At 65.1% G+C, this 24,988-nt stretch carries 19 protein-coding genes; 17 read left to right on the forward strand and 2 right to left on the reverse strand.

Annotated features, from left to right (window positions below; genetic code table 11):
• Nucleotides 1–34 precede the first annotated feature (34 nt).
• Nucleotides 35–2,566 carry a cation-translocating P-type ATPase gene (locus AC3ARF_RS09390; protein ID WP_498927309.1) on the forward strand — a complete coding sequence of 844 codons (2,532 nt, stop codon included), beginning with the start codon at nt 35–37 and terminating at the stop codon, nt 2,564–2,566.
• On the opposite strand, the gene AC3ARF_RS09395 is transcribed toward AC3ARF_RS09390, so the two are convergent.
• Nucleotides 2,543–3,718, reverse strand: a complete 1,176-nt coding sequence (locus AC3ARF_RS09395) for a GGDEF domain-containing protein (protein WP_498927311.1) — start codon at nt 3,716–3,718, stop codon at nt 2,543–2,545. The two genes, AC3ARF_RS09390 and AC3ARF_RS09395, sit on opposite strands and share 24 nt — an antisense overlap.
• Before the next feature lie 96 nt (nt 3,719–3,814).
• Nucleotides 3,815–4,465, reverse strand: a complete 651-nt coding sequence (locus tag AC3ARF_RS09400) for a trimeric intracellular cation channel family protein (RefSeq protein ID WP_498927313.1) — start codon at nt 4,463–4,465, stop codon at nt 3,815–3,817.
• A 70-nt stretch (nt 4,466–4,535) separates the two neighbouring features.
• Between AC3ARF_RS09400 and asnB the strand changes: the two genes are divergently transcribed.
• From asnB to AC3ARF_RS09480, 16 genes are all read left to right on the forward strand, one after another.
• On the forward strand, nt 4,536–6,596 hold the full coding sequence (asnB, locus tag AC3ARF_RS09405) for an asparagine synthase (glutamine-hydrolyzing) (protein ID WP_498927315.1): 2,061 nt from the start codon (nt 4,536–4,538) through the stop codon (nt 6,594–6,596).
• A gap of 105 nt (nt 6,597–6,701) precedes the next feature.
• Complete coding sequence (locus AC3ARF_RS09410) at nt 6,702–6,950, forward strand: acyl carrier protein (protein WP_498927317.1); 249 nt, start codon at nt 6,702–6,704, stop codon at nt 6,948–6,950.
• An 11-nt stretch (nt 6,951–6,961) separates the two neighbouring features.
• Nucleotides 6,962–8,464 (forward strand): class I adenylate-forming enzyme family protein, encoded by a 1,503-nt coding sequence (locus tag AC3ARF_RS09415; protein WP_498927319.1) that lies wholly within the window; start codon nt 6,962–6,964, stop codon nt 8,462–8,464.
• Between the two features lie 5 nt (nt 8,465–8,469).
• Nucleotides 8,470–9,450 carry an NAD(+) synthase gene (nadE, locus tag AC3ARF_RS09420; protein WP_498931824.1) on the forward strand — a complete coding sequence of 327 codons (981 nt, stop codon included), beginning with the start codon at nt 8,470–8,472 and terminating at the stop codon, nt 9,448–9,450.
• Nucleotides 9,447–10,505, forward strand: a complete 1,059-nt coding sequence (locus AC3ARF_RS09425; protein ID WP_498927321.1) for a hypothetical protein — start codon at nt 9,447–9,449, stop codon at nt 10,503–10,505. The genes nadE and AC3ARF_RS09425 overlap by 4 nt, the downstream gene beginning before the upstream one ends.
• 113 nt (nt 10,506–10,618) lie before the next feature.
• Nucleotides 10,619–11,242 carry an XrtA/PEP-CTERM system exopolysaccharide export protein gene (locus tag AC3ARF_RS09430; RefSeq protein ID WP_498927323.1) on the forward strand — a complete coding sequence of 208 codons (624 nt, stop codon included), beginning with the start codon at nt 10,619–10,621 and terminating at the stop codon, nt 11,240–11,242.
• Complete coding sequence (locus tag AC3ARF_RS09435; RefSeq protein ID WP_498927325.1) at nt 11,239–12,810, forward strand: XrtA system polysaccharide chain length determinant; 1,572 nt, start codon at nt 11,239–11,241, stop codon at nt 12,808–12,810. Before AC3ARF_RS09430 ends, AC3ARF_RS09435 begins: the two co-directional genes overlap by 4 nt.
• Nucleotides 12,807–13,556 carry a CpsD/CapB family tyrosine-protein kinase gene (locus tag AC3ARF_RS09440; protein ID WP_498927327.1) on the forward strand — a complete coding sequence of 250 codons (750 nt, stop codon included), beginning with the start codon at nt 12,807–12,809 and terminating at the stop codon, nt 13,554–13,556. The genes AC3ARF_RS09435 and AC3ARF_RS09440 overlap by 4 nt, the downstream gene beginning before the upstream one ends.
• Nucleotides 13,557–13,574: 18 nt before the next feature.
• Nucleotides 13,575–14,891 (forward strand): outer membrane beta-barrel protein, encoded by a 1,317-nt coding sequence (locus AC3ARF_RS09445; RefSeq protein WP_498927329.1) that lies wholly within the window; start codon nt 13,575–13,577, stop codon nt 14,889–14,891.
• A 27-nt stretch (nt 14,892–14,918) separates the two neighbouring features.
• A complete protein-coding gene (locus AC3ARF_RS09450; RefSeq protein ID WP_498927331.1) occupies nt 14,919–16,055 on the forward strand; it encodes a glycosyltransferase family 2 protein in 1,137 nt (378 codons plus the stop codon).
• 58 nt (nt 16,056–16,113) lie between these two features.
• Nucleotides 16,114–17,406 carry a glycosyltransferase gene (locus AC3ARF_RS09455; RefSeq protein ID WP_498927333.1) on the forward strand — a complete coding sequence of 431 codons (1,293 nt, stop codon included), beginning with the start codon at nt 16,114–16,116 and terminating at the stop codon, nt 17,404–17,406.
• On the forward strand, nt 17,399–18,580 hold the full coding sequence (locus AC3ARF_RS09460) for a glycosyltransferase (RefSeq protein WP_498927335.1): 1,182 nt from the start codon (nt 17,399–17,401) through the stop codon (nt 18,578–18,580). Before AC3ARF_RS09455 ends, AC3ARF_RS09460 begins: the two co-directional genes overlap by 8 nt.
• Before the next feature lie 3 nt (nt 18,581–18,583).
• A complete protein-coding gene (locus AC3ARF_RS09465) occupies nt 18,584–19,885 on the forward strand; it encodes an O-antigen ligase family protein (RefSeq protein WP_498927336.1) in 1,302 nt (433 codons plus the stop codon).
• Entirely contained in the window at nt 19,813–21,498 is a 1,686-nt protein-coding gene (locus AC3ARF_RS09470) for a right-handed parallel beta-helix repeat-containing protein (protein ID WP_498927338.1), read from the forward strand. The genes AC3ARF_RS09465 and AC3ARF_RS09470 overlap by 73 nt, the downstream gene beginning before the upstream one ends.
• Nucleotides 21,416–22,333, forward strand: coding sequence for a class I SAM-dependent methyltransferase (locus AC3ARF_RS09475; RefSeq protein WP_498927340.1), 918 nt, complete (start codon nt 21,416–21,418; stop codon nt 22,331–22,333). The genes AC3ARF_RS09470 and AC3ARF_RS09475 overlap by 83 nt, the downstream gene beginning before the upstream one ends.
• 310 nt (nt 22,334–22,643) lie before the next feature.
• A complete protein-coding gene (locus tag AC3ARF_RS09480; RefSeq protein WP_498927342.1) occupies nt 22,644–24,932 on the forward strand; it encodes a COG1470 family protein in 2,289 nt (762 codons plus the stop codon).
• Nucleotides 24,933–24,988 lie beyond the last annotated feature (56 nt).

A 24,988-nucleotide genomic window follows, 5' to 3' on the forward strand; every position in this document is an offset into this window, starting at 1 on the left:
TGTCATCTTGCACCTGCGGGGGCGCCCTGTCTTGATGCCCGTCAAGCACGGGGGCAAGGGTACGCGGATACTGCTGGGCATCAGGGCCATGACCGATCGCATGCCGGGACTGACAGCCACCGAAGCCGCCGCGCGCCTCCAGCGCGACGGCCCCAATGCCCTGCCCGACCCCGGGCGCAAGCGGCGCTGGACGATCCTGGTCGACGTGCTGCGCGAGCCGATGCTGTTGCTGCTGGCGGCGGCCGCCGGCATCTACATGCTGTTGGGCGACCCACAGGAAGCCAGCCTGCTGCTCGCGTCCGTCATGCTGGTGATCGGCCTCACCGTCTACCAGGAGTACAAGTCCGAGCGTGCCCTGCAGGCCCTGCGCGACCTCAGTAGTCCGCGCGCGCACGTGCTTCGCGACGGCGTGGCCTGCGTGGTACCTGCGCGGGAGCTGGTGGTCGGCGACGTGATCCTGGTGGCCGAGGGCGACCGCGTCCCCGCCGATGCATCCCTGCTGGAAGGAACCGATGTGCACGTCGACGAATCCCTGTTGACGGGCGAATCCGTGGCGGTGGCGCGCCAGGCCGGCGGCGAAGGCCTGCTGCACGCCAGCACACTGGTGGTGCGTGGCCGCGGCAGCGCGGAGGTGGTTGCCACGGGCGCGCAGACCGCCGTGGGCCGGATCGGCACTACCCTTGCCACGTTGCAGATCGAGCGCACGCCCTTGCAGGGTGAGATGCGTCGCACGGTGGCCATCTTCGCGGCCCTGAGCCTCGCCACCTGCGTGTTGATGGTGGTGCTGTATGGCCTGCTGCGCGGCGACTGGCTGGAGGCGGTGCTGTCCGGCATCACCCTTGCCATGGCCAACATTCCGGAAGAGTTCCCCGTGGTGCTGACGGTTTTTCTTGCGCTGGGTGCGTGGCGCATGGCCAAGCACAACGCCTTGGTCAGGCGCGCGCCCGCGATCGAGGCCCTCGGCGCGATCACGGTGCTGTGCACGGACAAGACCGGGACCTTGACGGAAAACCGCATGGCGGTTGCCGAACTGGATGACACGGACGCCGGCCGGCTGATCGCCACCGCCGCCCTGGCCTGCCCGCCGATGTCGCATGATCCGGTCGATCGCGCCGTGCTCGATGCGGCACAGCGTGCCGGCGAAGCGACGGAGCCGGCGGGATGGCAACGGCTTCGCGAATATCCGTTGTCGAGCCGACTGCCGGCCTACGTGCAGGTGTGGCGCAGCGACCAAGACCGTCTGGTCGTGGCCGCCAAGGGTGCCCCGGAGACGATTGCCCAGCTGTGCGGACTCGATGACGCTGGGCGCGCCGACCTGCACGCGCGGATGGAGGGGATGGCCCAGCGTGGCCTGCGCGTCCTCGCTGCGGCCGTGGGCGAACTGCCTGCGTCGGCCGCAGCCGGATTGCCAGAGGAACCGGCAGGATTCTGCCTGCAGTGGCGGGGGTTGATTGCCTTTGCCGACCCCTTGCGCGACGCCGTGCCGGCGGCGGTGGCCGAAGCCCAAGCCGCGGGCGTACGCGTGGTGATGATGACCGGCGACCATGCGGGCACGGCGCGCGCCATTGCCGCCCAGGCGGGCATATCGCACGAGGCGGACGTCGTACATGGCACCGACGTCGACGGCTGGGATGACAGCACGCTGGCGCAGCGCCTGGGCGCCACCGCGGTATTCGCGCGCGTGCGCCCCGAGCACAAGTTGCGCCTGGTCCAGGCGCTGAAGCAGCGCGGCGAAGTGGTGGCGATGACCGGCGACGGCGTGAACGACGCGCCGGCCCTGATGGCAGCGCACGTGGGCATCGCCATGGGTGGCCGCGGCACGGATGTCGCACGCGAAGCCGCGTCGATCGTGCTGCTGGACGACAACTTCGTCAGCGTGGTTCGAGCCATCCGCCTGGGCCGCAGCATCTACGACAACATCGCCCGCGCGGTGCGCTACATCCTGGCGGTGCACGTGCCGATCACCGGGCTTGCGTTGCTGCCGCTGCTGGCGGGCAGCCCACCGGTGTTGCTGCCGCTGCACGTGGTGTTCCTTGAGCTGATCATCGACCCGGCGTGCTCCATCGTGCTGGAACGGGAACCACCGGCGGGGGACCTGATGCGGCGACCACCCCGGCCACCAGGACAGCGGCTGCTGGATCGCACCACCCTGCTGCGCGCACTGGGCCGCGGCGTGGTGATGTTCGCCACAGTGGCGGCGACCTATGGGTTGGCGGCGCGCACGGGAGCGCCGCATCCCCAGGTGTCGGCCTTGGCGTTCACCTCGGTCGTGGTGGGCAACCTCGGCCTGATCCTGCTGCACCGGTCCGGCGGTTCGCTGTGGCGCGCACTGCGCACCCCCAACCCCGCCTTCTGGATGGTAGTGGGGGCCACCAGCGCATTGCTTGCACTCGCGATCCTGCATCCCGTCGTTGCGGGCTGGTTTCGGTTCGCGCCACCGCCCGCGAACCTGCTGGCGATGGCCGTGGCATTGCCGCTGTCGGCCGTGGTGGCCATGGACGTGCTGCAGCAGTTTGCCGTGCGCCGGAGGACGGGCGCGATGTCAGTCGGTGCCGGTCCGGTCTAGCGCATCCACCTCGACCCGGTCGCGTCCAAGGCGCTTGGCCTGGTAGAGCGCTGCATCCGCACGATGCAGGTGCTGGGCCAGCGTCTCGCCTTCCATGCGGTGGGCAATACCCGCACTGAGCGTGCCGATACCGCCAATTGCCTCGGCAAAGCTCTCGCGCACGCGATGGCAGAAGCGCGCCACCGCATCCGGCGGGGTGTCCACCAGCAGCACGACGAACTCCTCCCCTCCCATGCGGGCGGCCCACACGCGGTCGTCCTGGCGCGCGTGCAGCACGCGACCCAGGGCCTGCAACACCTCGTCGCCTCGCTCATGGCCCCAGGTGTCGTTGATGCGCTTGAAGTGATCCACGTCGAAGAATGCCAGTGACACCGGCCGCCCGGCTTGCACCGCTGCGTGGTAGTGCAGCACGACCATGCGGTTCCATCCCGCGCGGTTGAACACGCCGGTCAGCGCATCGGTGTTGGCCTGCTCCCATAGCTGGTGGCGAGCGCGAAATGCCTCTACCGCGAATCCGGTGCGATAACCGCGCAAGAGCAGCCCGAAGGCGATGATGGCGGCGGTGTACAACCAGTACAGCCACGGACCACCCGGCGGCGCGCCGTGCATCACCACCCGCAGCAACGCGACGAGGAGGATGACTGCCACCAGCAGCCACGTGGCCAAGCGGCGCACGAGCAGCGCGAGCAGGCCGATGGGGATCAGATTGAAGAGCCCCACGCGCGCATGCACGTCCACTGGAATCCCGGGCAAGGGCACGGAAAGGAACACGCCCGTGGTGGCCGTGGCGAGCAACGCCAGCGTCAGCCGCGCCGGCCACTGCTGCAATCGCCATAATGCGACGGCAATCGCGATCACGCCCAAGGCAGCGGCGATCGTCAAACCTGCCCCGTAGCCGATGCCGGACGTTGCACCCGCGGCCTCCAGAACGCCAGCCAGCAGCAGGACCAATCCGCCGACGCCAACGATCGCGGTGAAGGCGGGCCGCGTCGCGTCTACCTGCGCCGCGATCAGCCCGTCGCGCATGTCGGGCGGCAGCGTGCCCAGATCGCCGCCAAACCAGAACCGACGGGGGTGCCGCAGCGTGGCCCAGAACGTCTGGCGCCCGGCGTCCACCCACCAACGATCTCGCCGGCTCTCACGACTGGACATCGCTGCGGGCCATCCCGGCATGCCGGCAATGGCCGGCAAAGCCAAGAGTACACACACACACCACGCCGTGCGCCATCCGCCCTGCGGGTCGGCGTCTCAGCGGTGATCGGGCGGCTGGTTGCCCTCGCCGTCATCGATCGGCGCTGCCGCGACCGGGAGACTCCAGCCTCGCCAGATGGCCATGAACCGCAGCCCGAAGGTCAAGCCCGCGCCCGCCAGCAGGACCGGGACGCTGGGCCAGTTCAACCAGTCGCCGAGCACCACCACCGACGCGCCCGCGATGGCCGCCACCGCATAAAGCTCGGATTGCAGCACCACGGGGGTCCGCGCGACCAGCATGTCGCGGGCGATTCCCCCGCCGATTCCCGTCAACATCCCCAGCAACACCGCAGACACCGGGCCGAGGCCGAAGTCCAGCGCTTTGCGCGTGCCCAGCACAGCGAATAGCGCCAGCCCCGCAGCGTCGAACATGCGCACCGGATTGCGCAGGCGATCGATAACCCCATGGCGATAAAAGGTGATGGCACCCGCCACGCAACACACGGCCAGATAGCGCCAATCGGCCAAGGCGGCAGGCGGATGGGCGCCTATCAATACGTCGCGCACCATGCCTCCGGATGTCGCGGCCACGAACGAGAGCACCATCACCCCGAACAGGTCGAGCCGGTGCCGCACGCCAGCGGTGGCGCCGCTCAGCGCAAACACGAAGGTGCCAGCCAGGTCGAAGGCGAAGATGAACATGTCCATGGCGCGTGCTGTTTACCACAGGACGCTGTCCCAGGCCCACCAGCGCCGCCCACTCGCGTCCGGGTTTCCCATGTCCGGATCGCGCAAGGGCGTACGTCAAACCCAGTGTCTTCCTCGAGTCCAGGGCTGGCCACCGGTGTGCGGAATTGCGGGGTTCTGCGGATCCGGGGTGATGCCAGACCCGGCGTATCTGGTCCTGGAGCGCATGATCCATACGCTGGCCCATCGCGGGCCGGACGGGTACGGGTTCCACGCCGAACCGGGGATCGCGCTGGCGCATGCGCGCCTCTCCATCATCGACCTGGAGACTGGGGCGCAACCGATCCACAACGAGCGCCAGACCACGTGGACGGTGTTCAACGGGGAAATCTTCAACTACATCGAGTTGCGCGACGCCCTCGAGGCGTTGGGCCACCGTTTCCATACCCGGTCCGACACCGAGGTGATCGTTCACCTGTATGACCGGTACGGGGACAGGTTCGTCGATTTCCTGAATGGGCAATTCGCGATCGCGCTCTGGGACCGAGTGCGGCGGCGGCTGGTGCTCGCCCGCGACCGGACGGGGATCCGCCCGCTCTTCTACGCCCGCAATGCGGGATGCGTATGGTTCGCCTCCGAGGTCAAGGCGCTGCACGCGGCACTCCCAGACACAGCCTCCCTCGATCCGTTGGGACTGGTGGAGGCATTGACGTACTGGTCTGCGATCGAGCCAAGGACCGTCCATGCGGGAGTCAGCAGCCTTCCACCCGGCTGCATGCTGGTCATTGACGGTGATGGCCGGGAAACCCAGTCCCGGTTCTGGGACTGGAGCTTCCCGGTAGAGGACGACTTGCCCGCCCCGTCTGATCGCCCGTGTCTGGCGGATGTGGTGACGGAACTGCGCGAACTGCTGGTGGATGCGGTGAGGCTGCAGTTGCGTGCGGACGTCCCCGTTGGCGCCTATCTCAGTGGTGGCCTGGATTCCTCCGGCATCGTGGCACTGGCACGCGGGTTCACCGACACTCCCGTTCGGACCTTCTCCATCGCGTTCGAAGACGCTGAATTCGATGAGAGCGCCCACCAGATGGCCATGGTCAGCCACCTTGGCACCCATCACACGACGGTGCGCTGCAGGCGCAGTGACATCGGTGCGGTATTCCCCTCGCTGATCCACCACGTGGAGATGCCGATCCTGCGGACGGGGCCGGCTCCTTTGATGTTGCTGGCGCAGTCGGTGCGCCAGCAGGGATACAAGGTGGTGCTCACAGGGGAGGGCGCGGACGAGGTGTTCGGCGGCTATGACCTGTTCAAGGAGGCCAAGATCCGCCGTTTCTGGGCACGCCAGCCCAGCTCACGCCTGCGCCCGAAACTCCTGGGCCGCCTGTATGGCTACCTTCGCAGATCCCCCGTGACCCACACGGACTTCGCGCAGGGTTACTTCGGCCAAGGCATGGAACACATTGAGCGGCCGATCTTCGCGCATGTGCCGCGCTGGCAGGTTGCCCGGCGGGTCATGTCCCTGTTGTCGCCGGAGTTGCGGGCCGCGGTGGGAGGTTGGGATCCCCTGCGCACGTACGAGGAATCCCTGCCGAGCGAAATCATGGACTGGAGCCCCTTGGGTCGCGACCAGTACGTGGAGGCCAAGTCACTGCTGGCCGGCTACTTGCTTTCGGCCCAAGGCGACCGTGTGGCGATGGCCCACTCGATCGAGGCCCGTTATCCCTATCTGGACCATCGCGTCATCGAGTTTGCCAGCCGTCTCCCGCCCAGCTTCAAGATCCGCGGACTGAACGAGAAGTACGTACTCAAACGGGCCCTTGCCCCGCTGCTACCACCGGCGATTGTCCAGCGGACCAAGCAGCCGTACCGTGCCCCGGACAGCCAGAGCTTCTTCTTCAATGGCAAGCCGTTGGAGTACGTCGGCGAACTCCTTAGCCCGTCCAACATACGCGCCGAAGGGATCTTTGACCCCGCTGCGGTGCAACTCCTGTACGAGAAGTGCCGCGGTGGCCGGGAACTGGGTTTCGCCGACAACCAGGCCTTCGTCGGTGTGCTGTCGACCATGCTGGTGCTGCACCAGGTACGGCATCGGTGGCAGCGCGGGGGCCGCACCCCAACCCCGCAACCGAGTGGCCGGTATGCCCTGCCGTGATCGTTCTCCGAAGCATGGGTCAGCGGCGTTCCTGACACGGGCTTGGGGCCTGGGGGAACCGGACTGGACGGCAGTCGGTTTCGGGCACGCGGCGATGGAGCACACATGGAACGACGCCGGCAGATCAAGAGATTCATCATCCAGAACTTCCTCTTCTCGGAGGACGAAACCACCTTGGGCGACGAGGATCCGCTCATCCGGGGTGGCATCGTCGACTCCACCGGCATCCACGAACTGGTGCTGTTCCTGGAAGAGAACTTCAGGATTTCCGTGACACCCGATGAAATGACGCCAGCCACTTTCGAGTCGGTGCAGTCTGTCGACCGTTTCGTGACGGCCAAGCTCGCCACGTAAGGCCACACCACGTGCAAACCCTAGTCTCCCGGGTTGAATCGATCGCCGCCAGGACGCCTGGCCGGATCGCAATTGGCGAATACGGTCGCCAGGCCACCTACAGGCAGTTCTGGGAACAGGCACGCGCCTTTGCCGAGCTGCTGCGGGATCACGGCCTGCTGCCTGGGGATCGCGTGGCGGTGGTGCTGCCCAATAGGATCGAAGCCGCCGTCGCCGTCTACGGGACGTGGATCGCAGGAGGCGTGGCGGTGCCGTTGAACGCGCAGGCGCGGGAACGGGACCTGGCGGCATGGATCGAGCATTGCGATGCGACCGCCGTGGTGCATGAGCCTGGCAACCCCGATGCCGCCGCGGCGGTTGCCGCCTCCGCTGGCGAACGCGTCCTGATTGCAGTCGAGGGCAATGGCCTGGTCGCCTCAGGTGCGCGTGGAGCACGCGCATCGCGCGCGGACGTGAGAACCAACGGTCTCGCGACGATCCTCTACACCTCGGGAACCACAGGCACGCCAAAGGGCGTCATGCTCGGACACGAGGGTTTGCTTGCCAACGCACGTGCCGTGATTGCGTATCTGGAGCTGGTCGCTGATGACAGCGTGCTGAGCGTCCTTCCCTTCTATTACGCCTACGGAGCGTCCGTCCTGCACACGCACCTGGCCATTGGCGCGCAGATCCAGCTTGCACCCAACCTGTTGTTCCCAAACCTGATCGTGCAGACGATGCAGGATATGCAAATCACCGGGTTTTCCGGTGTGTCGTCTACGTACTCGTTGCTGTTGAAGCACGGCCGCCTCGCACAGCATGACCTCTCTTGCCTACGCTACATCACGCAGGCAGGCGGTCCCATGAGCGCCGCGCTCACCCACGACCTGCGGACAGCCCTGCCCGGCCCGAAGCTCTTCCGGATGTATGGCCAGACAGAGGCGACGGCACGCCTGACCTGGCTCCCCCCCGACGACCTGGACCGCAAACCCTGGTCGGTGGGCGTTCCCATCCCCGGCGTCCGCCTGAAGGTAGTCTGCGAGGACGGGACTACGGCACTTCCCGGCGAGGAAGGCGAAGTGTGGGCCCATGGACCAAGCGTGATGCTGGGCTACTGGGACAACCCGGATGCGACGAGCGCGGCATTGCAGGACGGCTGGTTGCGAACCGGCGACATTGGTCACCTGGACCAGGATGGCTACCTGTACCTGTCGGGTCGGCGCAGCGACATGATCAAAACCGGCGCACATCGGGTCCATCCAGCCGATGTCGAAGACGTCATCGCCGGAATCCCGGGGGTGCTGGAAACGGCGGTGGTGGGCGTCGACGACGAGACCATGGGCCAGGTCATCAAGGCGATCATCGTCTGCGACCCCTCGGCCGCATGCACCGCGGCACGCATCAAGGCGCACTGCCTCTCCCGGCTCCCGGCTTACAAGGTGCCAAAGCTGATCGAATTCGCAAGCGAGCTGCCGCGCACCGCATCAGGAAAGGTGCGAAGGCACTTGCTGCAAGTGGCGGGGGCGACGACTTGAACAAAATGGGACCCGACGTGCTGGCGCTCGACTATGAGCGGGAAGCCGATCACATCGCCAGTCGCATGCGCGAAATCACGGGGCGGCAATTGCACAGGCGAGGGTTGGTGGTCGCCATCTCCGGCGGCATCGACAGTTCCGTATGTGCTGCGCTCGCGGTGCGCGCGCTTGGCGCCGACCGCGTGTTCACGCTGATACTTCCCGAACGCGACTCGTCCACCGACAGTGCCGCGCGTGCGGGCGTGCTGGCTCGACACCTGGGCGTCAGGGCGGAAACGACGGACATCGCGCCCACGCTGGAGGCCATTGGCTGCTATCGCGCCCGTGACGAGGCGGTGCGCAGCGTGCTACCCGACTATGGTCCTGGCTGGACCTTCAAGATCGTGATCGACGGAGGTACCGAGGGCCGCGTCAACAGCTTCCGGCTGATTGCACGCGACCCGGACGGGGTGCTGCACGATCGCCAACTTGGCATCCGTGAGCAGCAGGCCATTGTTGCGGCCACCAACTTCAAGCAACGCATCCGCAAGACGTTGGAGTACTTCCACGCGGACCGGTTGAACTACGCGGTTGTGGGGACGCCCAATCGCGTGGAGTACGACCAGGGATTCTTTGTCAAGAATGGCGACGGGGCTGCCGACATTAAGCCCATCGCCCACCTGTACAAGACCCAGGTCTATGGCATGGCGAGACATCTCGGCCTCCCCGAACGCATCTGCTCGGCGGTGCCCACGACCGACACGTACAGCCTGGTGCAGGGGCAGGACGAGTTCTACTACGGGCTGGCGTACGACAAGATGGATATCGCGTTGTGGGCGATCAACCACGACGTTCCCGTCAATGACCTTGCCTTGGCGCTCGAGGTGGGGCCCGAGGCCGCTGAAGCGGTGTACGAGGACATCCGCACGAAGCGGAGGACAACGCGCTATCTGCACGGCGCACCGGTACTGGTATCGCCGGTCCCGGAGCCCGGAGGTGCATCGTGAACACGACCGCGGCGCCGCCCCTGTACACGGTCCACGAGGCAGATCCCACGTTGGTGCGGGATGCGGTCCTGTCGATCTGGCAGGGATCGCTGAAACACGAGCGAGGTGGCCACGAGGCCAAATACGCCTGGTTCTATCTCGCGGGCGACGGGGGGCCACCGCTGCTGGAGTTGTTGCGGCACGAACCCACCGGCGACTGGGTGGGCACGTGCGCCGCTGGAAGACGCCGGATGGTGGTGGGAGGCCAGGAAATCCGGGGTGGCGTCATTGTCGACTTCGCTGTACGCGCCGAGCACCGGTCACTGGGACCTGCGTTGACGCTGCAACAAGGCCTTGTCGATGCCGGGACCCGCCATTTGGACTTGCTGTACGGATTCCCAAACCCCAAGGCCGTTGCGGCGATCAAGCGCGCCGGATTCACCCCGGTGGCGGAACTGATCAGCTTCCTCCGCGTGGTCAGGTACGGCCCCATCCTTGCCCGCTACATGCCACGGCCACTGGCTGCCATCGCCGGCGGCATCCTCTCGATAGCCGGCGCTCCCATCCGACTGGTGCGGCGCCTCTTCGCACCGCGAATTCACGTGGAATGGAGCGACACCGCCGACGAACGCATGGACACACTCTGGCGTGACTCGGGGCACGAACAGGTCGCGATGATGGTCCGGGATGCAGCATATGCTCGATGGCGCTTCGACAAGGCGCCAACCGGCACCACGCGCTACCTCTTCCTTAGCGACAGTCCCCACGGCACGATGCACGCGTGGTTCGCGACCCGGAGCGACGGCGGGTTCCTTCGCGTGCTCGACTTCTGGTCAGACGATGCAACAGGCGGCATGAGCCGGCATCGCATCGATGCGCTGCTGCGCGCAGCGGCAAGCAGTGGCCACGCCGCGGTCACCCTGGAACTGGCCGGACCCGAAGCGTGCCTCGATAGCTGGCGGTCACGGGGATTCATCGAGCGCCGACGCGGGCAAGTGTTCGGACGATGGAGCACCGGCGGGGCCGAAGGACCAGTCGCCTACTTCTTCCTGACCACATCCGACAAGGACGGTTGACCTGATTGCCGGACGAGGCGCCTCGCCCCTACCCCGAGACATTTCTGACCACACACGTGGCCGACCTGTCAACTAGCCCGCGTTGAAGGGGGTAGGCCCAAGGGGATTACTCCATGAACCGCTCGATCGTTGGCCTGTTGGCCGTCTCACTGTCCCTCGTCCTTGCCGCCTGTGCGTCCATGCGAGGCCCGGTTTCCAGCGCACCGCCTGCCGAGGTCCAGGGCACGGCCGACCCCTACCGGATCGGGGTGGAGGATGTCGTGCAGGTGGTCGTGTGGCGCAACCCCGAACTGGGCGTCACCTCGCCCGTGCGACCCGATGGCATGATTTCCGTGCCACTGGTCGGCGACGTTGTTGCCGGCGGTCGCACGCCCTCGGAAGTGGCCAAGGCCATCACGACCGCGATGGCGGCCTACGTGGTCGAACCCCAGGTGACCGTGATCCTCACAGAGCTGCACGGCCATGAGTATCTGTCACGGGTGCGCGTTACCGGTGCGGTGCAGCGACCGGTGTCGATTCCCTATCGCCAGGGAATGACCGTGCTCGATGCGGTCCTGGCCGCGGGCGGCGTCAACGAATTCGCAGACGCGGACCGTTCCGACCTGCATCGCAAATCGGGTGAAGGCACCGAGAGTCACGCGCTGCGATTGGACAGGATCCTGAAACACGGCGACCTGTCCACCAACTACAAGGTTGCGCCGGGTGACGTGATAACGATCCCGGAGCGGGTGTTGTGACCAGCAACGACTACCTCCTCCCTTGGGGCGCGACACCCCTGAGGCTGGATGGGCCCGCACAGGCCAGGGCCGCGGCGACCGAGGTGTCGCGACGTCCGGTGTTCTGGGCCAGCGTGGCCGCGTCGGTCGCTTTGGTGGTTCTGGCCTTGGGCCTACTGACACCGCCGACATACACGTCATCGACCACGCTGCTGGTGGAGAACAGCACCATCCTGCCCGCGGGCGATCAACGCGGTGTTTCCACCGCTTCGAACCATGCCGTGGTTGCACGGGAAGTGGCATTCAGCCGACGCGTGATGGAGCAGGTGCTGGAAGCCGGAGGATGGACGGCCTCCAACCCGAGTGCCGTCGAGAAGAACGAACTGATCCGTGGGATCATCAGTCGCACGACCATCGACGTCAGTGACCGCAGCCGAGGTCCCAATGCCACCAATGGCGTCAACGTCATCAAGGTCGACTACTCAGACTCCGACCCGCAGCGCGCATTCCGCGTGGCCAAGCGGCTGGGCGAGCTGCTGATTTCCGAAAGCAAGGCGCGCAAACAGGAGGAGAGCCGTGCCGCTCTGCAATTCCTGGATTCGCAGGTCGCCGAGTACCAGGGCAAGCTGGGCAAGTCCGGAGAAAGTCTGCGCCAGTACCAGTTGGCGCACCCCAATGCGTCCCCTGACCTGGAAGGCGGCGTCAACAGCCGAATCGCCGAACTTCGGCGCGAGGTGGACAACGCGCGGATGGACCTGGCCGGCAGTGCAACGCAGGAAGGCCAACTGCAGTCGATGTTGTCACGGGAGAGCGAGCTGGGCGGAGGCATCTCCAGGGCCAGCCAATTCCGGTCCCGCGTCGCCGAATTGGAAGCAGAGAAAAACCGGCTGACCGTGCAGTACACGAGCCGCCATCCCGACGTGATCCGGATCCAGAACGAACTGGACGGGTTGTCGCGGCAAGGCTCAAGCGCGGTCGCGGGAAGCCAGCTCTCAGGCACGATCAACCCAATGCATGGCCAGCTCAGGATGCGACTGGCCGATGCGCGCCGCGAACGTGCAGCGGCAGCTTCGCGGATCGCCGCAGGACAGGCCCTGCTCAATGCCGAAATGGCGCGTGACCGAGAGTCGCTGTCCACCGAGAGCACTCTGGGTGCGCTCGTCCGCGACCACGAGACCAACCGCGAGCTCTACCAGGACCTGGTCAAGCGCCGCGAAGCGGCCCGGGTGGCTGCGAACCTGGATGCGGCAGGCCAGGGACTCAACTACCGCATCCAGGAGCCGGCGCGCGTGCCCCTGTCGAAGAGCGGGTTGAGCCTGACCCATTTTGCGATCGCGGGGCTGGTGCTGGCCATCGCATTGCCGCTGTTGCTGTTGGCGGCGCTGGTCAGGCACGACCCGCGCGCACGGACCCCGCTGCAGATCGAGCGGGACGCGGGCCTGCCCGTGCTTGGCACCATTCCGCTCCACCACAACCGGAAGCAGCAAGCAGTGGTCTCGCGGAGGTACTTCCTAGCGATCGCGGTGCTGCTGTCCATCCCCGTCGTCTACGGCCTGGTGCTGGCTGCCAGGATGGTGAACGGATCATGAGCAACACAACAAGCACTCAGTGGCACCCGCCACTGGCAGGCAAACATGCTGCGACGGCGAGGCCGACCCACCCGGCAGCGAGGGGCGGCGACAATCATGCCCTGTCGCCTGCGCAACTGGACGATCGCTCGACCATTCGCGCAAACGGCGCCCGCCGCCAGGTCGACGCGTTCCGCGAAATCCGTGCACGCCTTTTCAGCAATGCACAGCCCAATCCGGTGATCCTGGTAGCGCCAGTAAGCCATGGCTGCGGGGGAAGTTTCGTGGCACGCAACCTTGCGGTGACCGTCACGTTCGAGCCTGACAAACACGCGGTGCTCGTGGACTGCAACTTGCGTCGTCCTTCCCAGCACCACAGCCTCCAGTTCACCGCTGGCGGCAGGGGGCTGGTCGACTACCTCGACAATCGGGACATGGAGATCGGCCAGATCGTGCATGAAACAGGCTTGCCGCGCCTTGGCTTGATTCCGCTCGGACGCATACCCCACTCCGAGTCCGAGTACTTCTCATCGATCCGCATGCGGCAGTTGGTCAACACGCTCAAATTGACCTATCCGGATCGGAGCATATTCCTGGATGGTCCTTCCGTGCTGGGCGCACCAGACGCCCGAATATTGTCCGAGCTGGCTGACATCGTGGTGCTGGTCGCCGGCTACGACCGAAATACTCCAGCGGACATCGCGTTGGCGGCAAGCAACTTCGACCCGGCAAAGTTTGCTGGCGTGGTCTTCAACGAAGGCGTTTGAGCGACGAAGGGGGATGCCATGGCACACAGTGCCCGCAAGCGATCGACGACCAGGAGGCTGTTGCTCTGCGGCGCCCTCATCAGCTCGGCATCGACCCAAACCACGGCGGGACGGTTGGATTACCAGCTTGAGGCCGAAGCCCTGCACAGCGACAACATCGCCCGCACAGAGTTTGACCCACGCACGGAGACTGCTTTGGTGCCGCGCGTGCGCTTCGACTTCACGAGTGAAGGGGCCGACTTGACATTGCGGGCCCGTGGCCGCGCCGAGTACTGGCACTATCTCGACAACAGTTTCCCCGACGAAGCGCGTGGCGAACTTGCCGCACAACTGAGCTGGGCCGTGCTGCCGGGCAGGCTCGCGTTTGTGCTTGAGGACTACCTGAGCGAGCAGCCCGTCGATTTCAGAAGTGCTGAGATCCCCGGAAATGTCCAAAGCGTCAACGTGCTGGTTGCAGGCGCGACGCTTAAAGGTCGATTGGCGCCTGGAACCGATGCGCAATTGGACCTGCGCGTCGCCGACACCTACGCGGAACAGACTGAGACATTTGACGCAACCCGGTACGGCGCCACACTTTCCGTCAAGCGTGACCTCAGCCCGACCTCGCAGGGCTCGATCAACGTGTCGTCGACGCAGGTCGACTTCGACCAGTCGCAACCGAACATCGATTACTCGCGTTCCGACGCATACCTGCGATTCGAGAAGCAAATCAGCCGAGGCAGCTTCGACCTTGACGTGGGGCGGTCCAGGATCGACCCGGAGGGGGCCCCGTCGGCTTCCACGACGCTGCTGCGCGGCGCGGTAACGTGGCGAGCCAGTGCCCGCAGCGAGTTTCGACTGCGCGCGCGCCGCCAATACGCCGACGCGGTCCAGGATCTCGTGCTTCGCCAGTCGGATTTCGAGGATGCCCTGATCGCCGATCTTGCGGATCCTCGCATCCTTGTCACTCCCAGCGCGTACCTGCAGAAGTACGCCGACGTCCAATATCGTTACCGGGGAGACAGGGTTACGTTCCGCCTTCGGCCGCAGTACCAGAAGAACCACTATCTCGACGACCCGACCGATGACCGTGAGATCCACGGCCTATCCGCCCGCGTCGATTACCGGTCACGGCCGCGCCTGACGCTCTTCGCACAGGGAACAAAGCGAAACCAGGATTACCTAACTGGGATGCGCGAGGATCGGGACTCGACATTGGCCGTTGGATTCGAGCACCGTCTAACCCGACATTGGAAGTGGGGTGCCCAGGCAGCACGTTCGGAGAGGAACTCCAGCATCCCTGGCGGGAGCCATACCGAAAACCAGGTCCGGGCGACCATCTCCTGGACCCGCTAACCGCCACGACCGCGGGGAGATCTTCCAATGCTTGAAGTCATTCTCTTTGGCTCGATCGCCGTGTTGGCCTACGTCTACGCCGGCTATCCCTTGATTGTCCTTGGCTTGGGCCGGTTGTTTCCGCGACCCGTCCGGAAGGGACCTGGCCTGCGTAGCGTGACGATCATCGTCAGCGCATACAACGAAGAGTTCCATATCCACGACAAGCTGGTCAATCTCCAGAAGCTCGACTATCCGCCTGGTACCTGGGACGTGATCGTGGTTTCCGACGCATCGGACGACCGTACGGACGCCATCGTCAGCGCGTTCCATGCAAAGAACGTCAGGCTCCTGCGAGTGGAAGGGCGCCAGGGCAAGACCGCTTGCCAGAACATCGCAGCGCAGGCCGCAACCGGCGAGATTCTGTTGTTCACCGACGCGAACACGATGCTCGCTCCGGGCACCCTGCGCAGCGTGGTACGGAACTTCAACGACCCCGACGTCGGCTGTGTCTGCGGGCGCCTGGTTTACGTCACCCCCGGAAGCGACGCCACCGGCAACGGGATCACATCCTATTGGGGCTATGAGATCGCCCTGCGGGTGGCCGAGAGCGCGATAGGTTCTTTGATTGGCGTCAGTGGCAGTCTTTACGCGGTACGCCGAGCCAACTACCGCCCAATTGCACCGGACCTCATCAGCGATTTCGTAATCGCCATGGACATGCGCGAACAAGGGTTGCGAACTGTCATCGAGCCGGAAGCAGTCTGCACTGAGGAAGCCCTTGACGAGGCTACCCGGGAACTTTCCATGCGCATCCGCGTGGGCATGCGCAGCCTATCTGCTATTGCGGCCATGCGCAGGTTCCTCAACCCTCTTCGTTTCGGTTCGTTCGCATGGCAGCTCTGGTCCCACAAGCTGCTTCGTTATCTGTCACCCGTCTTCCTGTTCGCGTCAATCACGTCGAACCTGGCGCTCGCCCTCGAGGGGCGCTATGAGTGGCTTCTGCTGGTGCAGGCAGCCGGATTCGCCGCGGGTCTGGTGGGATTCCTGCCTGGAAAGGTGATGGGCAATTCGCGCCTCCTTGCGCAGCCGTACTACTTCCTGCTGACAAACCTGGCCTCGGCGGTCAGCTTGTTCCGCTTCATTCGTGGAGAGCGTGTCGTGACTTGGCGTCCCCTCCGGTGACCCACCGTCATCGCGGCGAGCTTGGCCGTGCGCGCCCAAGCAGTTCGTTCACTTCACCATGAGCCATGCAATCACCCGCGAGCAAAGCTCGCCCACCGATGCGTCTGAGCGGGCGCACTCGCCATCCTCCGCGCCACACCCGCAGCGGATGCTCTATGTCGTCTCGATATTTCCTGCGTTGTCGGAGACGTTCATCGTGCGTGAGGTGCAAGCCTTGGTCGACCTGGGTGTGGACGTCCGGATTCTATCCCTTCGCCCCCAGAGGCACGTCATCGAGTACCCACAGGCAGAGGCGTTGCTGGAGCGTGCGATCAGGCCCGCGTCATTCCTTCGCAATGCCACGGCCATGTGGGCCCTTCTGACCCAGCAACCGCGACAGGTGATCGGGTTTCAATGGACGGTTTTTACGGAGATGTGGCGCAATCCGCTGGAACTCGGCAAGACCATGGTTGCGCTGTGGCGCGCCGCGGGCCACGCCGCGCGGACCCGCGATTTCAGACCACAACTTGTGCATGCCGCATGGGCGACTTATCCGGCAACGGCTGCGTGGTTCCTTTCAAGGCTGATGGAGTGCCCCTTCAGCTTCACCAGCCGCGCCCACGACATCTTCGAACACGACCACATGATGAGAAGCAAGCTGGCGCATGCAGCGCTGGCGGTAACGATCACACAGCACAACGTGCGCTACATGGCCAAGTGGATGCCACGTCCCGGGGCAGTCCCGGTCCATGTCATCCATTCCTCGCTCAATCTGCCTGACACTACATTCGTCCGGCATTCCCGCGAGACGGCTGAACTCCTGGCCGTGGGGCGGCTGGTGCCCATGAAAGGCTTTCACGTCCTTCTCGATGCGGTGGCCAGCCTGCGCGACCGGGGTGTCCGCGTGCACTGCACCATCATTGGCGATGGCCCGGAGCGCCAGCGGTTACTCCGGCAGAGATCCGCACTCGGCCTCGACGGGCAGGTCGAGCTGACAGGCGCCCTTCCCCAGTCCGCGGTCAAACGCCACATGGCGACAGCCACGTTGTTGGTGATGCCCTGCATCGTGACGCGACAAGGCAGCGCGGACGGCATTCCCAATGTCTTGATGGAAGCGATGGCCAGTGGCCTTCCAGTCATCAGCACCACGATCTCCGGCATCCCCGAACTGGTCGAAGATGGACTGAACGGCCGGCTGATAGAGCCCGGCGACCCGGAGCTGCTTGGCGATGCAATTGTTGAACTGCTCGCCGACGCAGCGCGCCAGGAGCGTTTCGCAAGCGCGGGGCGCCACAAGGTAGAGCGGGAATTCAACATACGCGTCGAAGCAGGGCGGTTGCTCGACCACTTCGGGAAGGCGTGCAATGCTTGAGCCGCGCCGTCTGCTCGTGGTGATCGACGGAATGGAGGTTGGCGGTAGCCAGCGCCAGATCATGCACCTGCTTGCGGGACTGGATCGCAGCCAATGGCAACCTGAGCTGGCGTACTTCCGGCGCCACTCTTTCCTGTCTGAGGCGATCCGCGACAGCGGCATTCCCGTCCATTACGTGCCCAAGCGGGGGCGTGTGGACCTGGGTTTCCTGTGGTCCTTGGCGCGGTTGATCAAGGGCCGCGACTACGCACTCGTACATGCCTATTCACTCACCGCGGAATTGTGGTCCGCGATTGCGATCCTGCTGAGCAGGCCTCGCACGCCACTCATTGCCTCCGAACGCAGCAGCTTCCGCGAGGATGCGCCTGCCTGGCACTGGCCGCTGAAGCGCTTCGTTGTCGCCCGCAGCGCTGAGGTCATTGCCAACTCGCGGGCGGGAGCGGCTTCCATAGTCCAGCATGCACGCCATCCGGCAGAGCTCGTTTCTGTGATCGCCAACGGTGTCGACGTGCCCGCGCCCCTCATCCCCAGCGATCGATCGACGATACGGCGCTCCATTGGCGTGCCGGAAGACGGTGTATTGGGGTTGTTCGTAGGACGGCTCGTGGAAGTGAAGAACGTGCCCTGCCTGATCCGGGCGTTGGCCCGGGTTCCCGCCGACCAGCGCCCGTGGATCGCGATCGTTGGCGATGGCCCGTGTCGCGATGCAATCGAGCAACTGGCCGCCCGGAGCGGAGTCACCGTCAACATCAAGCTTCTGGGCGAGCGGAACGACGCCACGCGGCTCATGCAGGCAGCCGACTTCCTCGTCCTTCCTTCGTTCCACGAGGGCATGTCCAATGTGGTGCTTGAAGCCATGGCCGCCGGTTGCCCCGTCGTCGCATCAGCCGTGGGAGGAACCCCGGAGCTGGTAGATAACGAAAGCACGGGATTGTTGTTTCCCAGCGACGACGAAGTCGCCCTCGCATCGATGCTTTGCCGACTGACAACCAACGAGGCGTTGCGCATCCAGCTTGCGGACTCAGCCTCCGACCGCATCGCGCGGCACCATACCCGCGACGCGTTGGCGACGGCAACGTCATCCGTGTACGAGCGGGTCCTCTCCCGCCCTTCCGGCGTGCCTGCAGGTGAGCGCGCACCCGCGGGCGTGTCCAACGGAAGGGACACGAGGTGAACCATGTTCCTCCTTTATGCCATCCCGATCCTGTTGCTCCCCAATGCGCTCCATCTGCCCGACAAGGTCGCCGTGTCCGTCACTTTGGCCCTGCTGGGGGTGGCACTGCTACTGGGCACCCGCGACAACCCCGGATACCCGCGAAAATCCTTCCTCGCCTCGCCGCTGCTTGGGCTGATGGCGGCCTTCGTCGTTAGTTTCGTCATCTCGCAATGGCACGACCTGTCCCACGCCTCCGGGGGTCTGTTCCGCCTGCAGGTGATGGCGCTATACGTGATCCTATACCTTGCCTACCGTCACTCCGGGCTCGACCTCTCCTCCACCAGGAAGCTGATCTGGTTGCTTCTGGCCGTCGCGGTCGTAGCGGGGCTGGAAGCTGTCCTGGAAGGGCTCAGCTTCGACCTGACCACGTACGACCATGCACGTCGCGCGACCGGCCCCTTCACTGGCGCCGCCAATCGCGCCGGTGTGTTCTTCGCGATGTTCCTCCCCCTGCTGGCGGCGGTGGCATGGCGCCGCGGCCTCGGGGGGCGTGCACGGATGGTCGCCGCTGCCGGCAGCGTGCTCCTGGTCGCCGCCATCCTTTTCACCTTCTCCCGCCAGTCCTACGTGATAGCCGCTGCGGCCATCCTCTTGTTGTTGGTGCGACGTAGCTTCTTCCTGGCCGCTCTTGCCACCGTCCTGCTCGTGGTAGCCGTTGGAGTGCTGCCTGAAAGCGTGGTCCAGCGGGTTACCGAAACCCGCCAGTTGGACCCGACCGGATCGGCCACGTATGACCCAAGCACGGTGAGCCGCATGGAGATCTGGCGCGGCGCCTTCGAGATGCTGGCCGATCACCCATGGGGCGTCGGCCTCGGCCGCTTCCGGGACCACATCGGCCTCTACACGAACTTCCCGGACATGGACGCCCACAACGCGTTGATCCTGGTACTCGCCGAGTGCGGCCCGTTCGGGTTGGCGATGTTCCTCTGGCTGCTGTGGCGATTGTGGAAGCTGGCGGCCGAACTGCGGCGGGTTGCGGGTCCTGCGGACGAGGAGGCCAAGGCGCTAAGCGAGGGTTTCACATTGTTTGCGCTTTCAATGGTGGCAGGGAACATGTACGGCAGTCCGTTCATGACGACCGAGGTGATGGCGAACTTCTGGATTGCCTGTGCGCTCATGGAACGCCAGGGCATCGCCCGTTCGCAGGCCACTGTCGCCGCCATACCCCCACGCGCCCGCCGGCAGGTGGAATGGGCGCGACTACCGCTCTTCGGCCGGGCCTTCCCAGGCCGTTCTGCCGCACGGGCGTACCCGCGGCGATGAACAGGAAACGGTTCCGGGATACACCGCGGCCTGGGACGGGCCTCTGGGTGTTCGCCCTGCTTGTAGCCACCTGCTGCCCAGCCCAACCGGTTGCCCCGGAATCCTGTGTGGAGCCATCGTCCGGGGGGGCTGCACGTCAGGGGCTGAAGGGCACTCGCTACTACGTTCGCACCGACGGCGGGAGCGCCAGCCAATGCAACGGCCGTGCCGATGCAGCCTACCCAGGCTCGGGTACCGCCCGCAATTGCGCGTGGAACAACCCCGCCGTTGCCCTGCCCCATTCCGGCAAGGCCCGTATCGCCGGCGGTGACACCCTGCTCATCGGGCCCGGCTCCTATCTGATCGGCGGCAGCGGATTCATGCAGCCAGTCCCCAGCGGACCCGGGGCCAGCGCCCGCACGCGCATCCTCGGCAAGCCTGGCGCTGCCCCCAAACTGGTCGGCACCAATGCCGTCCCACACGTCCTGAACCTCGATGGCAGCTCCAACGTCGAAATCGGCACCCTTGAAATCACCGACGGCAGCGACTGCGTCTACAAACACTCACGGGCGGAGGCCACCTGCCCGAAAACCGGCACGTGGGCGCGCATGGGGGTGTATGCGCGCAACTCCCGCAATGTCTGGGTCCATGACGTCAACGTCCACGGCCTGGCCCACACCGGCTTTCATGCTGGCGGTCTGACCGACTGGACCCTGGAGCGGGTCAAGTCCAACAGGAACGGCCGCGCCGGCTGGGACACCAACATCGGCAGCGGCAGCGAGAACGCCGGCAAGATCATCATGCGCGACATGGAGTTCGGCTGGAACGGCTGCGGCGAGCGGGTGTCCACGGGTGAGGCCTGGGCCTGCTGGGGCCAGAAGAGCGGCGGCTACGGCGACGGTCTCTCCAGCACCGCCAGCAAAGGCCACGGCGGCCAATGGTTGATCGAGGATGTGTTCGTCCACCACAACACCCAGGACGGGATCGACCTGCTCTACATGAACGGCGCCGACAGCACCAACGTCACCTTGCGCCGCATCCATGCCGTGGCCAATACCGGCCAGCAGATGAAGATCAAGGGCAACGCACTGATCGAGAACTCGGTCGTCGCAGGGCATTGCACCTACTTCAAGGGCAAGTTCTACATGCTTGACGGCGACCTGTGCCGGGGCTACGGCGCGCCCCTGATCCTGGTGCTGAGCGGCAACGACACCGCCACCGTGCGCCACAACAGCATCGCAGGCGAAGGCCCCAATCTGATCACCGTCCAGGAAGGCAGCAAAACCGACAGGATCACCGTCCAGAACAACGTCGGGGTCGGCTTTCCCTACTACCGGGGTTCGGGCCAGAGCAGCTTCCTCGGCGGCCCCGCTCCGGGTAGCAGGAAACTCTCGGGCAACATCGCGTGGAATACCGCCAACTGTCCCACCGGTACCACCTGCGGCAGCAGTCCGCGGCTCACCAAGATGACGTTGGCCAGGTTTGATGCCAGGGCCGACGATCCGGCGATCAACAAGGGGGCTGGCCCCCGCGAGAAGCTGAGGTACGGAAATGTACAGCGAAAACCCGGGATTGGATGCGTACCGCTTCACGCGGGCGACGCTGATGAACCTAGTGGCCCGATACACCCCTGACCTGTACGTCCATCTGAAGCAGGACACCGGTCGCGGGAGCGGGCTGGTCGACCCCGACAAGACGGCCGACTATTTCCTGCGCTGCTATGACGACTACCTGGAGAAGCTCGACCTCGACGAAGGGCAGGCCGGCGATTTCCTTCGAGACAAGGTGGTGCTGGAGTACGGCCCGGGCGACATCCTGGGCGTCGCCCTGCTGATGTATGCCCATGGCGCGAAACTCGTCCAGTGCGTGGACCGCTTCCCACTGGAAAGGGCATCTTCCCGCAACATACAGACGTACCTGGCGCTCCTGGACAAACTGCCGCCCGCACAAAGGGAGCGTGCCAGCCGCGCGTTCAACACCGTTGGCGATCCAGCGAGCGGGCTCAATCCGCTGATGATCCGATATTCCGTGACCCGGGATGGCCTGATCAATCAACCTGCGGCCTACGACCTGATCATTTCCAGGTCCGTCCTCGAGCACGTCAACTGCCTGGAGAAGACGATCGACGACATGGCCACCGCCTTGCGCCCGGGGGGCATTGCCGTGCACAAGGTTGACCTGAAGAGCCATGGACTCGACCGGTACCAGCCCTTGGATTTCCTGACTTGGCCGGATTGGCTGTATCAAATGATGAACAGCCACAAGGGCAGTCCCAACCGCTGGCGCGTGGACACATACAGGAAGCTCGTGCTTCGTAACGGGTTACGAATCAGGACGCTTGCGGAAACCGGGTCTCTCGCGCCAGAGGCGATCGAGAGGATACGATCGAAGCTCCCACCCCGTTTTCGTGACATACCCACGGACGAGTTGTCGTGGCTGGGATTCTGGATGGTGCTGGAGCCAGGCTGAGCAAATACGCTCCTCGGCGTGGCTTTCCACCCCAATTCCGTTCAGCGGAAAGTGGCGATCGGTTCAGGCCTAATTACACACCGATAACGCCTTTAACATTCTTTTTGCAATCAATGCAACACCAAACTGTGACGGATTCCCGCATTCGGCGAGACTCGTGTCACGTAAACCCTGAATCTTAAATGTGAGGTTGTGATGGCCGGATGAAACGTGAAGCAGGCCACAGTTGGGCCGTCTTCGCCAAACCTAGTATGCGCTCCGCTCGAGTCCCCCCTATTTGTCCTCGGGCCTTTATCGGAGTCGCCTATACATGTCTGTTCGAACGACCCGCAGTCCGCTGCTGCACAAGTCCATCCTTTCCGTGTCCATCGCTCTGGCTGGTTTGAGTGCTTGGGGCTCGGCTGCTGCCGCCACGTACTACGTCCGCACCGACGGCGGAAGCGCCAGCCAATGCAACGGCCTTTCCGATGCAGCCTACCCGGGCTCGGGCACCGCCCAGAATTGCGCCTGGAACAACCCCTCCGTCGCCCTGCCCAACTCCGGCAGCGCCCGCATTGCCGGCGGTGACACCCTGCTCATCGGAGCGGGCTCCTACCTCATTGGCACCAGCGGCTACATGCAGCCTGTCCCTAGTGGTCCCAGCACGACCGCCCGCACCCGCATCCTCGGCAAGCCGGGCACCGTCCCCAAGCTGGTCGGCACCAATGCCGTCTCACGCGTCCTCAACCTCGATGGCAGCTCCAACATCGAGATCGGCAACCTTGAAATCACCGACGGCAACGACTGCGTCTACCAGCACTCGCAGTCCGCGGCCGTCTGCCCGACCACCGGCACCTGGGCGCGTATGGGCGTGTATGCGCGCAACTCGCGCAATGTCTGGTTCCATGACGTCAATGTCCATGGCCTGGGCCACACCGGTTTCCATGCCGGCGGCCTGACCGACTGGACCCTGGAGCGGGTCAAGTCCAACAAGAACGGCCGCGCCGGTTGGGACACCAACATCGGCACCGGCAGCGAGAACGCCGGCCAGATCATCATGCGTGACATCGAGTTCGGCTGGAACGGCTGCGGTGAGCGCGTGTCCACCGGTGAGGCCTGGGCCTGCTGGGGCCAGCAAAGCGGTGGCTACGGCGATGGCTTCTCGAGCACCGCGACCAACGGCCACGGCGGCCAGTGGCTGATTGAGGACGCCTTCGTCCACCACAACACCCAGGACGGCATCGACCTGCTCTACATGAACGGCGCCGACAGCACCAACGTCACCTTGCGTCGCGTGCATGCCGTGGCCAACACCGGCCAGCAGATGAAGGTCAAGGGCAACTCGCTGATCGAGAACTCGGTCGTCGCGGGCCACTGCACCTACTACAAGGGCAAGTTCTACATGCTCGACACCGACCTGTGCCGTGGCTACGGCGCACCGGTGATCCTGGTGATGACCGGCAATGACACTGCAACCGTTCGCCACAACAGCATCGCGGGCGAAGGTCCCAACCTGATCACCGCACAGGATGGCGCATCGACCGACAAGATCAATGTCCACAACAACGTCGGCGTAGGCTTCCCTTACTATCGCGGCTCGGGCCAGACCAGCTTCTTCGGCGGCCCCGCCCCCGGTAGCAAGAACCTGTCGGGCAACATTGCCTGGAACACCAGCAACTGCCCCACCGGCACGACCTGCGGCACCAGCCCGCGCCTCACCAACATGACGTTGGCCGGGTTTGATGCCGAGCCTTTGGGTGACAGCCCGGTGATCGACAGGGCGCCGATGATCAGCGCGGTCACTTCCGACTTCCTGCTCGGTAAGCGTCCCACCGGTGCGGCCAACGACGTGGGTGCTTATGAGTACGGTGCTACCAGCGCCGTGGCTCCGGCGCCCTCGCCCGAACCGACCCCGGAGCCGTCCCCGACTCCGACCTGTGAGCGCGCGGCCCCCACCGTCACGCTGACCGGCCCGACCGGCGCCGTGGCGGCAGGCACCAAGCTCACCTACACCATGACGGTGCGCAACAACGACGGCTCGTGCTACAACGGCAAGACATTCAACTTTGCCAGCACCGTCCCGAGTGGTTGGACCGGTACCTTGGGCGCTAGCAGCTACTACATTGTCCCGGGCGCCACGTACAGCACCACGCTGACCGTGACTTCCCCGAGCACTGCGGCTGCCAACACCTACGGCATCGGGGTGGGCGCCAGCAGCTCCTACGCCATCCACACGGGCAGCGCCTCGACCACGTACACGGTCGCTGCGCCGGTCGCCGCCACCTGCACCCGCAATGCGCCGACCATCACCCTGAGTGGTCCGACCACCGCAGTCGCTCCCGGTACCACGGTCAAGTACACGCTGTCGGTGCGCAACAATGATTGCGCCTCCTACAACGGCAAGACCTTCAAGTTTGCGCGCAGCGTTCCCTCCGGCTGGACCGGCACGCTCGCCAGCACCAGCAGCTACATTGTTCCGGGGGCAACGTTCCGCACCACGCTGAGCGTCAAGTCTCCCACCAATGCCGCGGCGGGTACCTACCGGATTGGCGCCGGCGTCAGCTCCTCCTACGCCGTTCACACTGCCAGCACCTCGACCAGCTACGCAGTGGTCCGGTAATTCCCAACGGCAAATGCCGTCCACAAGCGAAACCAAATGAAACGGCGGGCCCCTGG

The organism is Lysobacter sp. KACC 24251, assembly GCF_057747755.1.

Bases quoted from the DNA above. Each gene is read 5' to 3' on its own strand.
- AC3ARF_RS09410 (WP_498927317.1), top strand. From the start codon at position 6,702: ATGGAACGACGCCGGCAGATCAAGAGATTCATCATCCAGAACTTCCTC.
- AC3ARF_RS09470 (WP_498927338.1), top strand. From the start codon at position 19,813: ATGGGCGCGACTACCGCTCTTCGGCCGGGCCTTCCCAGGCCGTTCTGC.
- AC3ARF_RS09440 (WP_498927327.1), top strand. From the start codon at position 12,807: ATGAGCAACACAACAAGCACTCAGTGGCACCCGCCACTGGCAGGCAAA.
- asnB (WP_498927315.1), top strand. From the start codon at position 4,536: ATGTCCGGATCGCGCAAGGGCGTACGTCAAACCCAGTGTCTTCCTCGA.
- AC3ARF_RS09430 (WP_498927323.1), top strand. From the start codon at position 10,619: ATGAACCGCTCGATCGTTGGCCTGTTGGCCGTCTCACTGTCCCTCGTC.
- AC3ARF_RS09480 (WP_498927342.1), top strand. From the start codon at position 22,644: ATGTCTGTTCGAACGACCCGCAGTCCGCTGCTGCACAAGTCCATCCTT.
- AC3ARF_RS09475 (WP_498927340.1), top strand. From the start codon at position 21,416: ATGTACAGCGAAAACCCGGGATTGGATGCGTACCGCTTCACGCGGGCG.
- AC3ARF_RS09465 (WP_498927336.1), top strand. From the start codon at position 18,584: ATGTTCCTCCTTTATGCCATCCCGATCCTGTTGCTCCCCAATGCGCTC.
- AC3ARF_RS09455 (WP_498927333.1), top strand. From the start codon at position 16,114: ATGAGCCATGCAATCACCCGCGAGCAAAGCTCGCCCACCGATGCGTCT.
- nadE (WP_498931824.1), top strand. From the start codon at position 8,470: ATGGGACCCGACGTGCTGGCGCTCGACTATGAGCGGGAAGCCGATCAC.
- AC3ARF_RS09400 (WP_498927313.1), bottom strand. From the start codon at position 4,465: ATGGACATGTTCATCTTCGCCTTCGACCTGGCTGGCACCTTCGTGTTT.
- AC3ARF_RS09450 (WP_498927331.1), top strand. From the start codon at position 14,919: ATGCTTGAAGTCATTCTCTTTGGCTCGATCGCCGTGTTGGCCTACGTC.
- AC3ARF_RS09395 (WP_498927311.1), bottom strand. From the start codon at position 3,718: ATGTCCAGTCGTGAGAGCCGGCGAGATCGTTGGTGGGTGGACGCCGGG.
- AC3ARF_RS09445 (WP_498927329.1), top strand. From the start codon at position 13,575: ATGGCACACAGTGCCCGCAAGCGATCGACGACCAGGAGGCTGTTGCTC.
- AC3ARF_RS09460 (WP_498927335.1), top strand. From the start codon at position 17,399: ATGCTTGAGCCGCGCCGTCTGCTCGTGGTGATCGACGGAATGGAGGTT.
- AC3ARF_RS09390 (WP_498927309.1), top strand. From the start codon at position 35: ATGCCCGTCAAGCACGGGGGCAAGGGTACGCGGATACTGCTGGGCATC.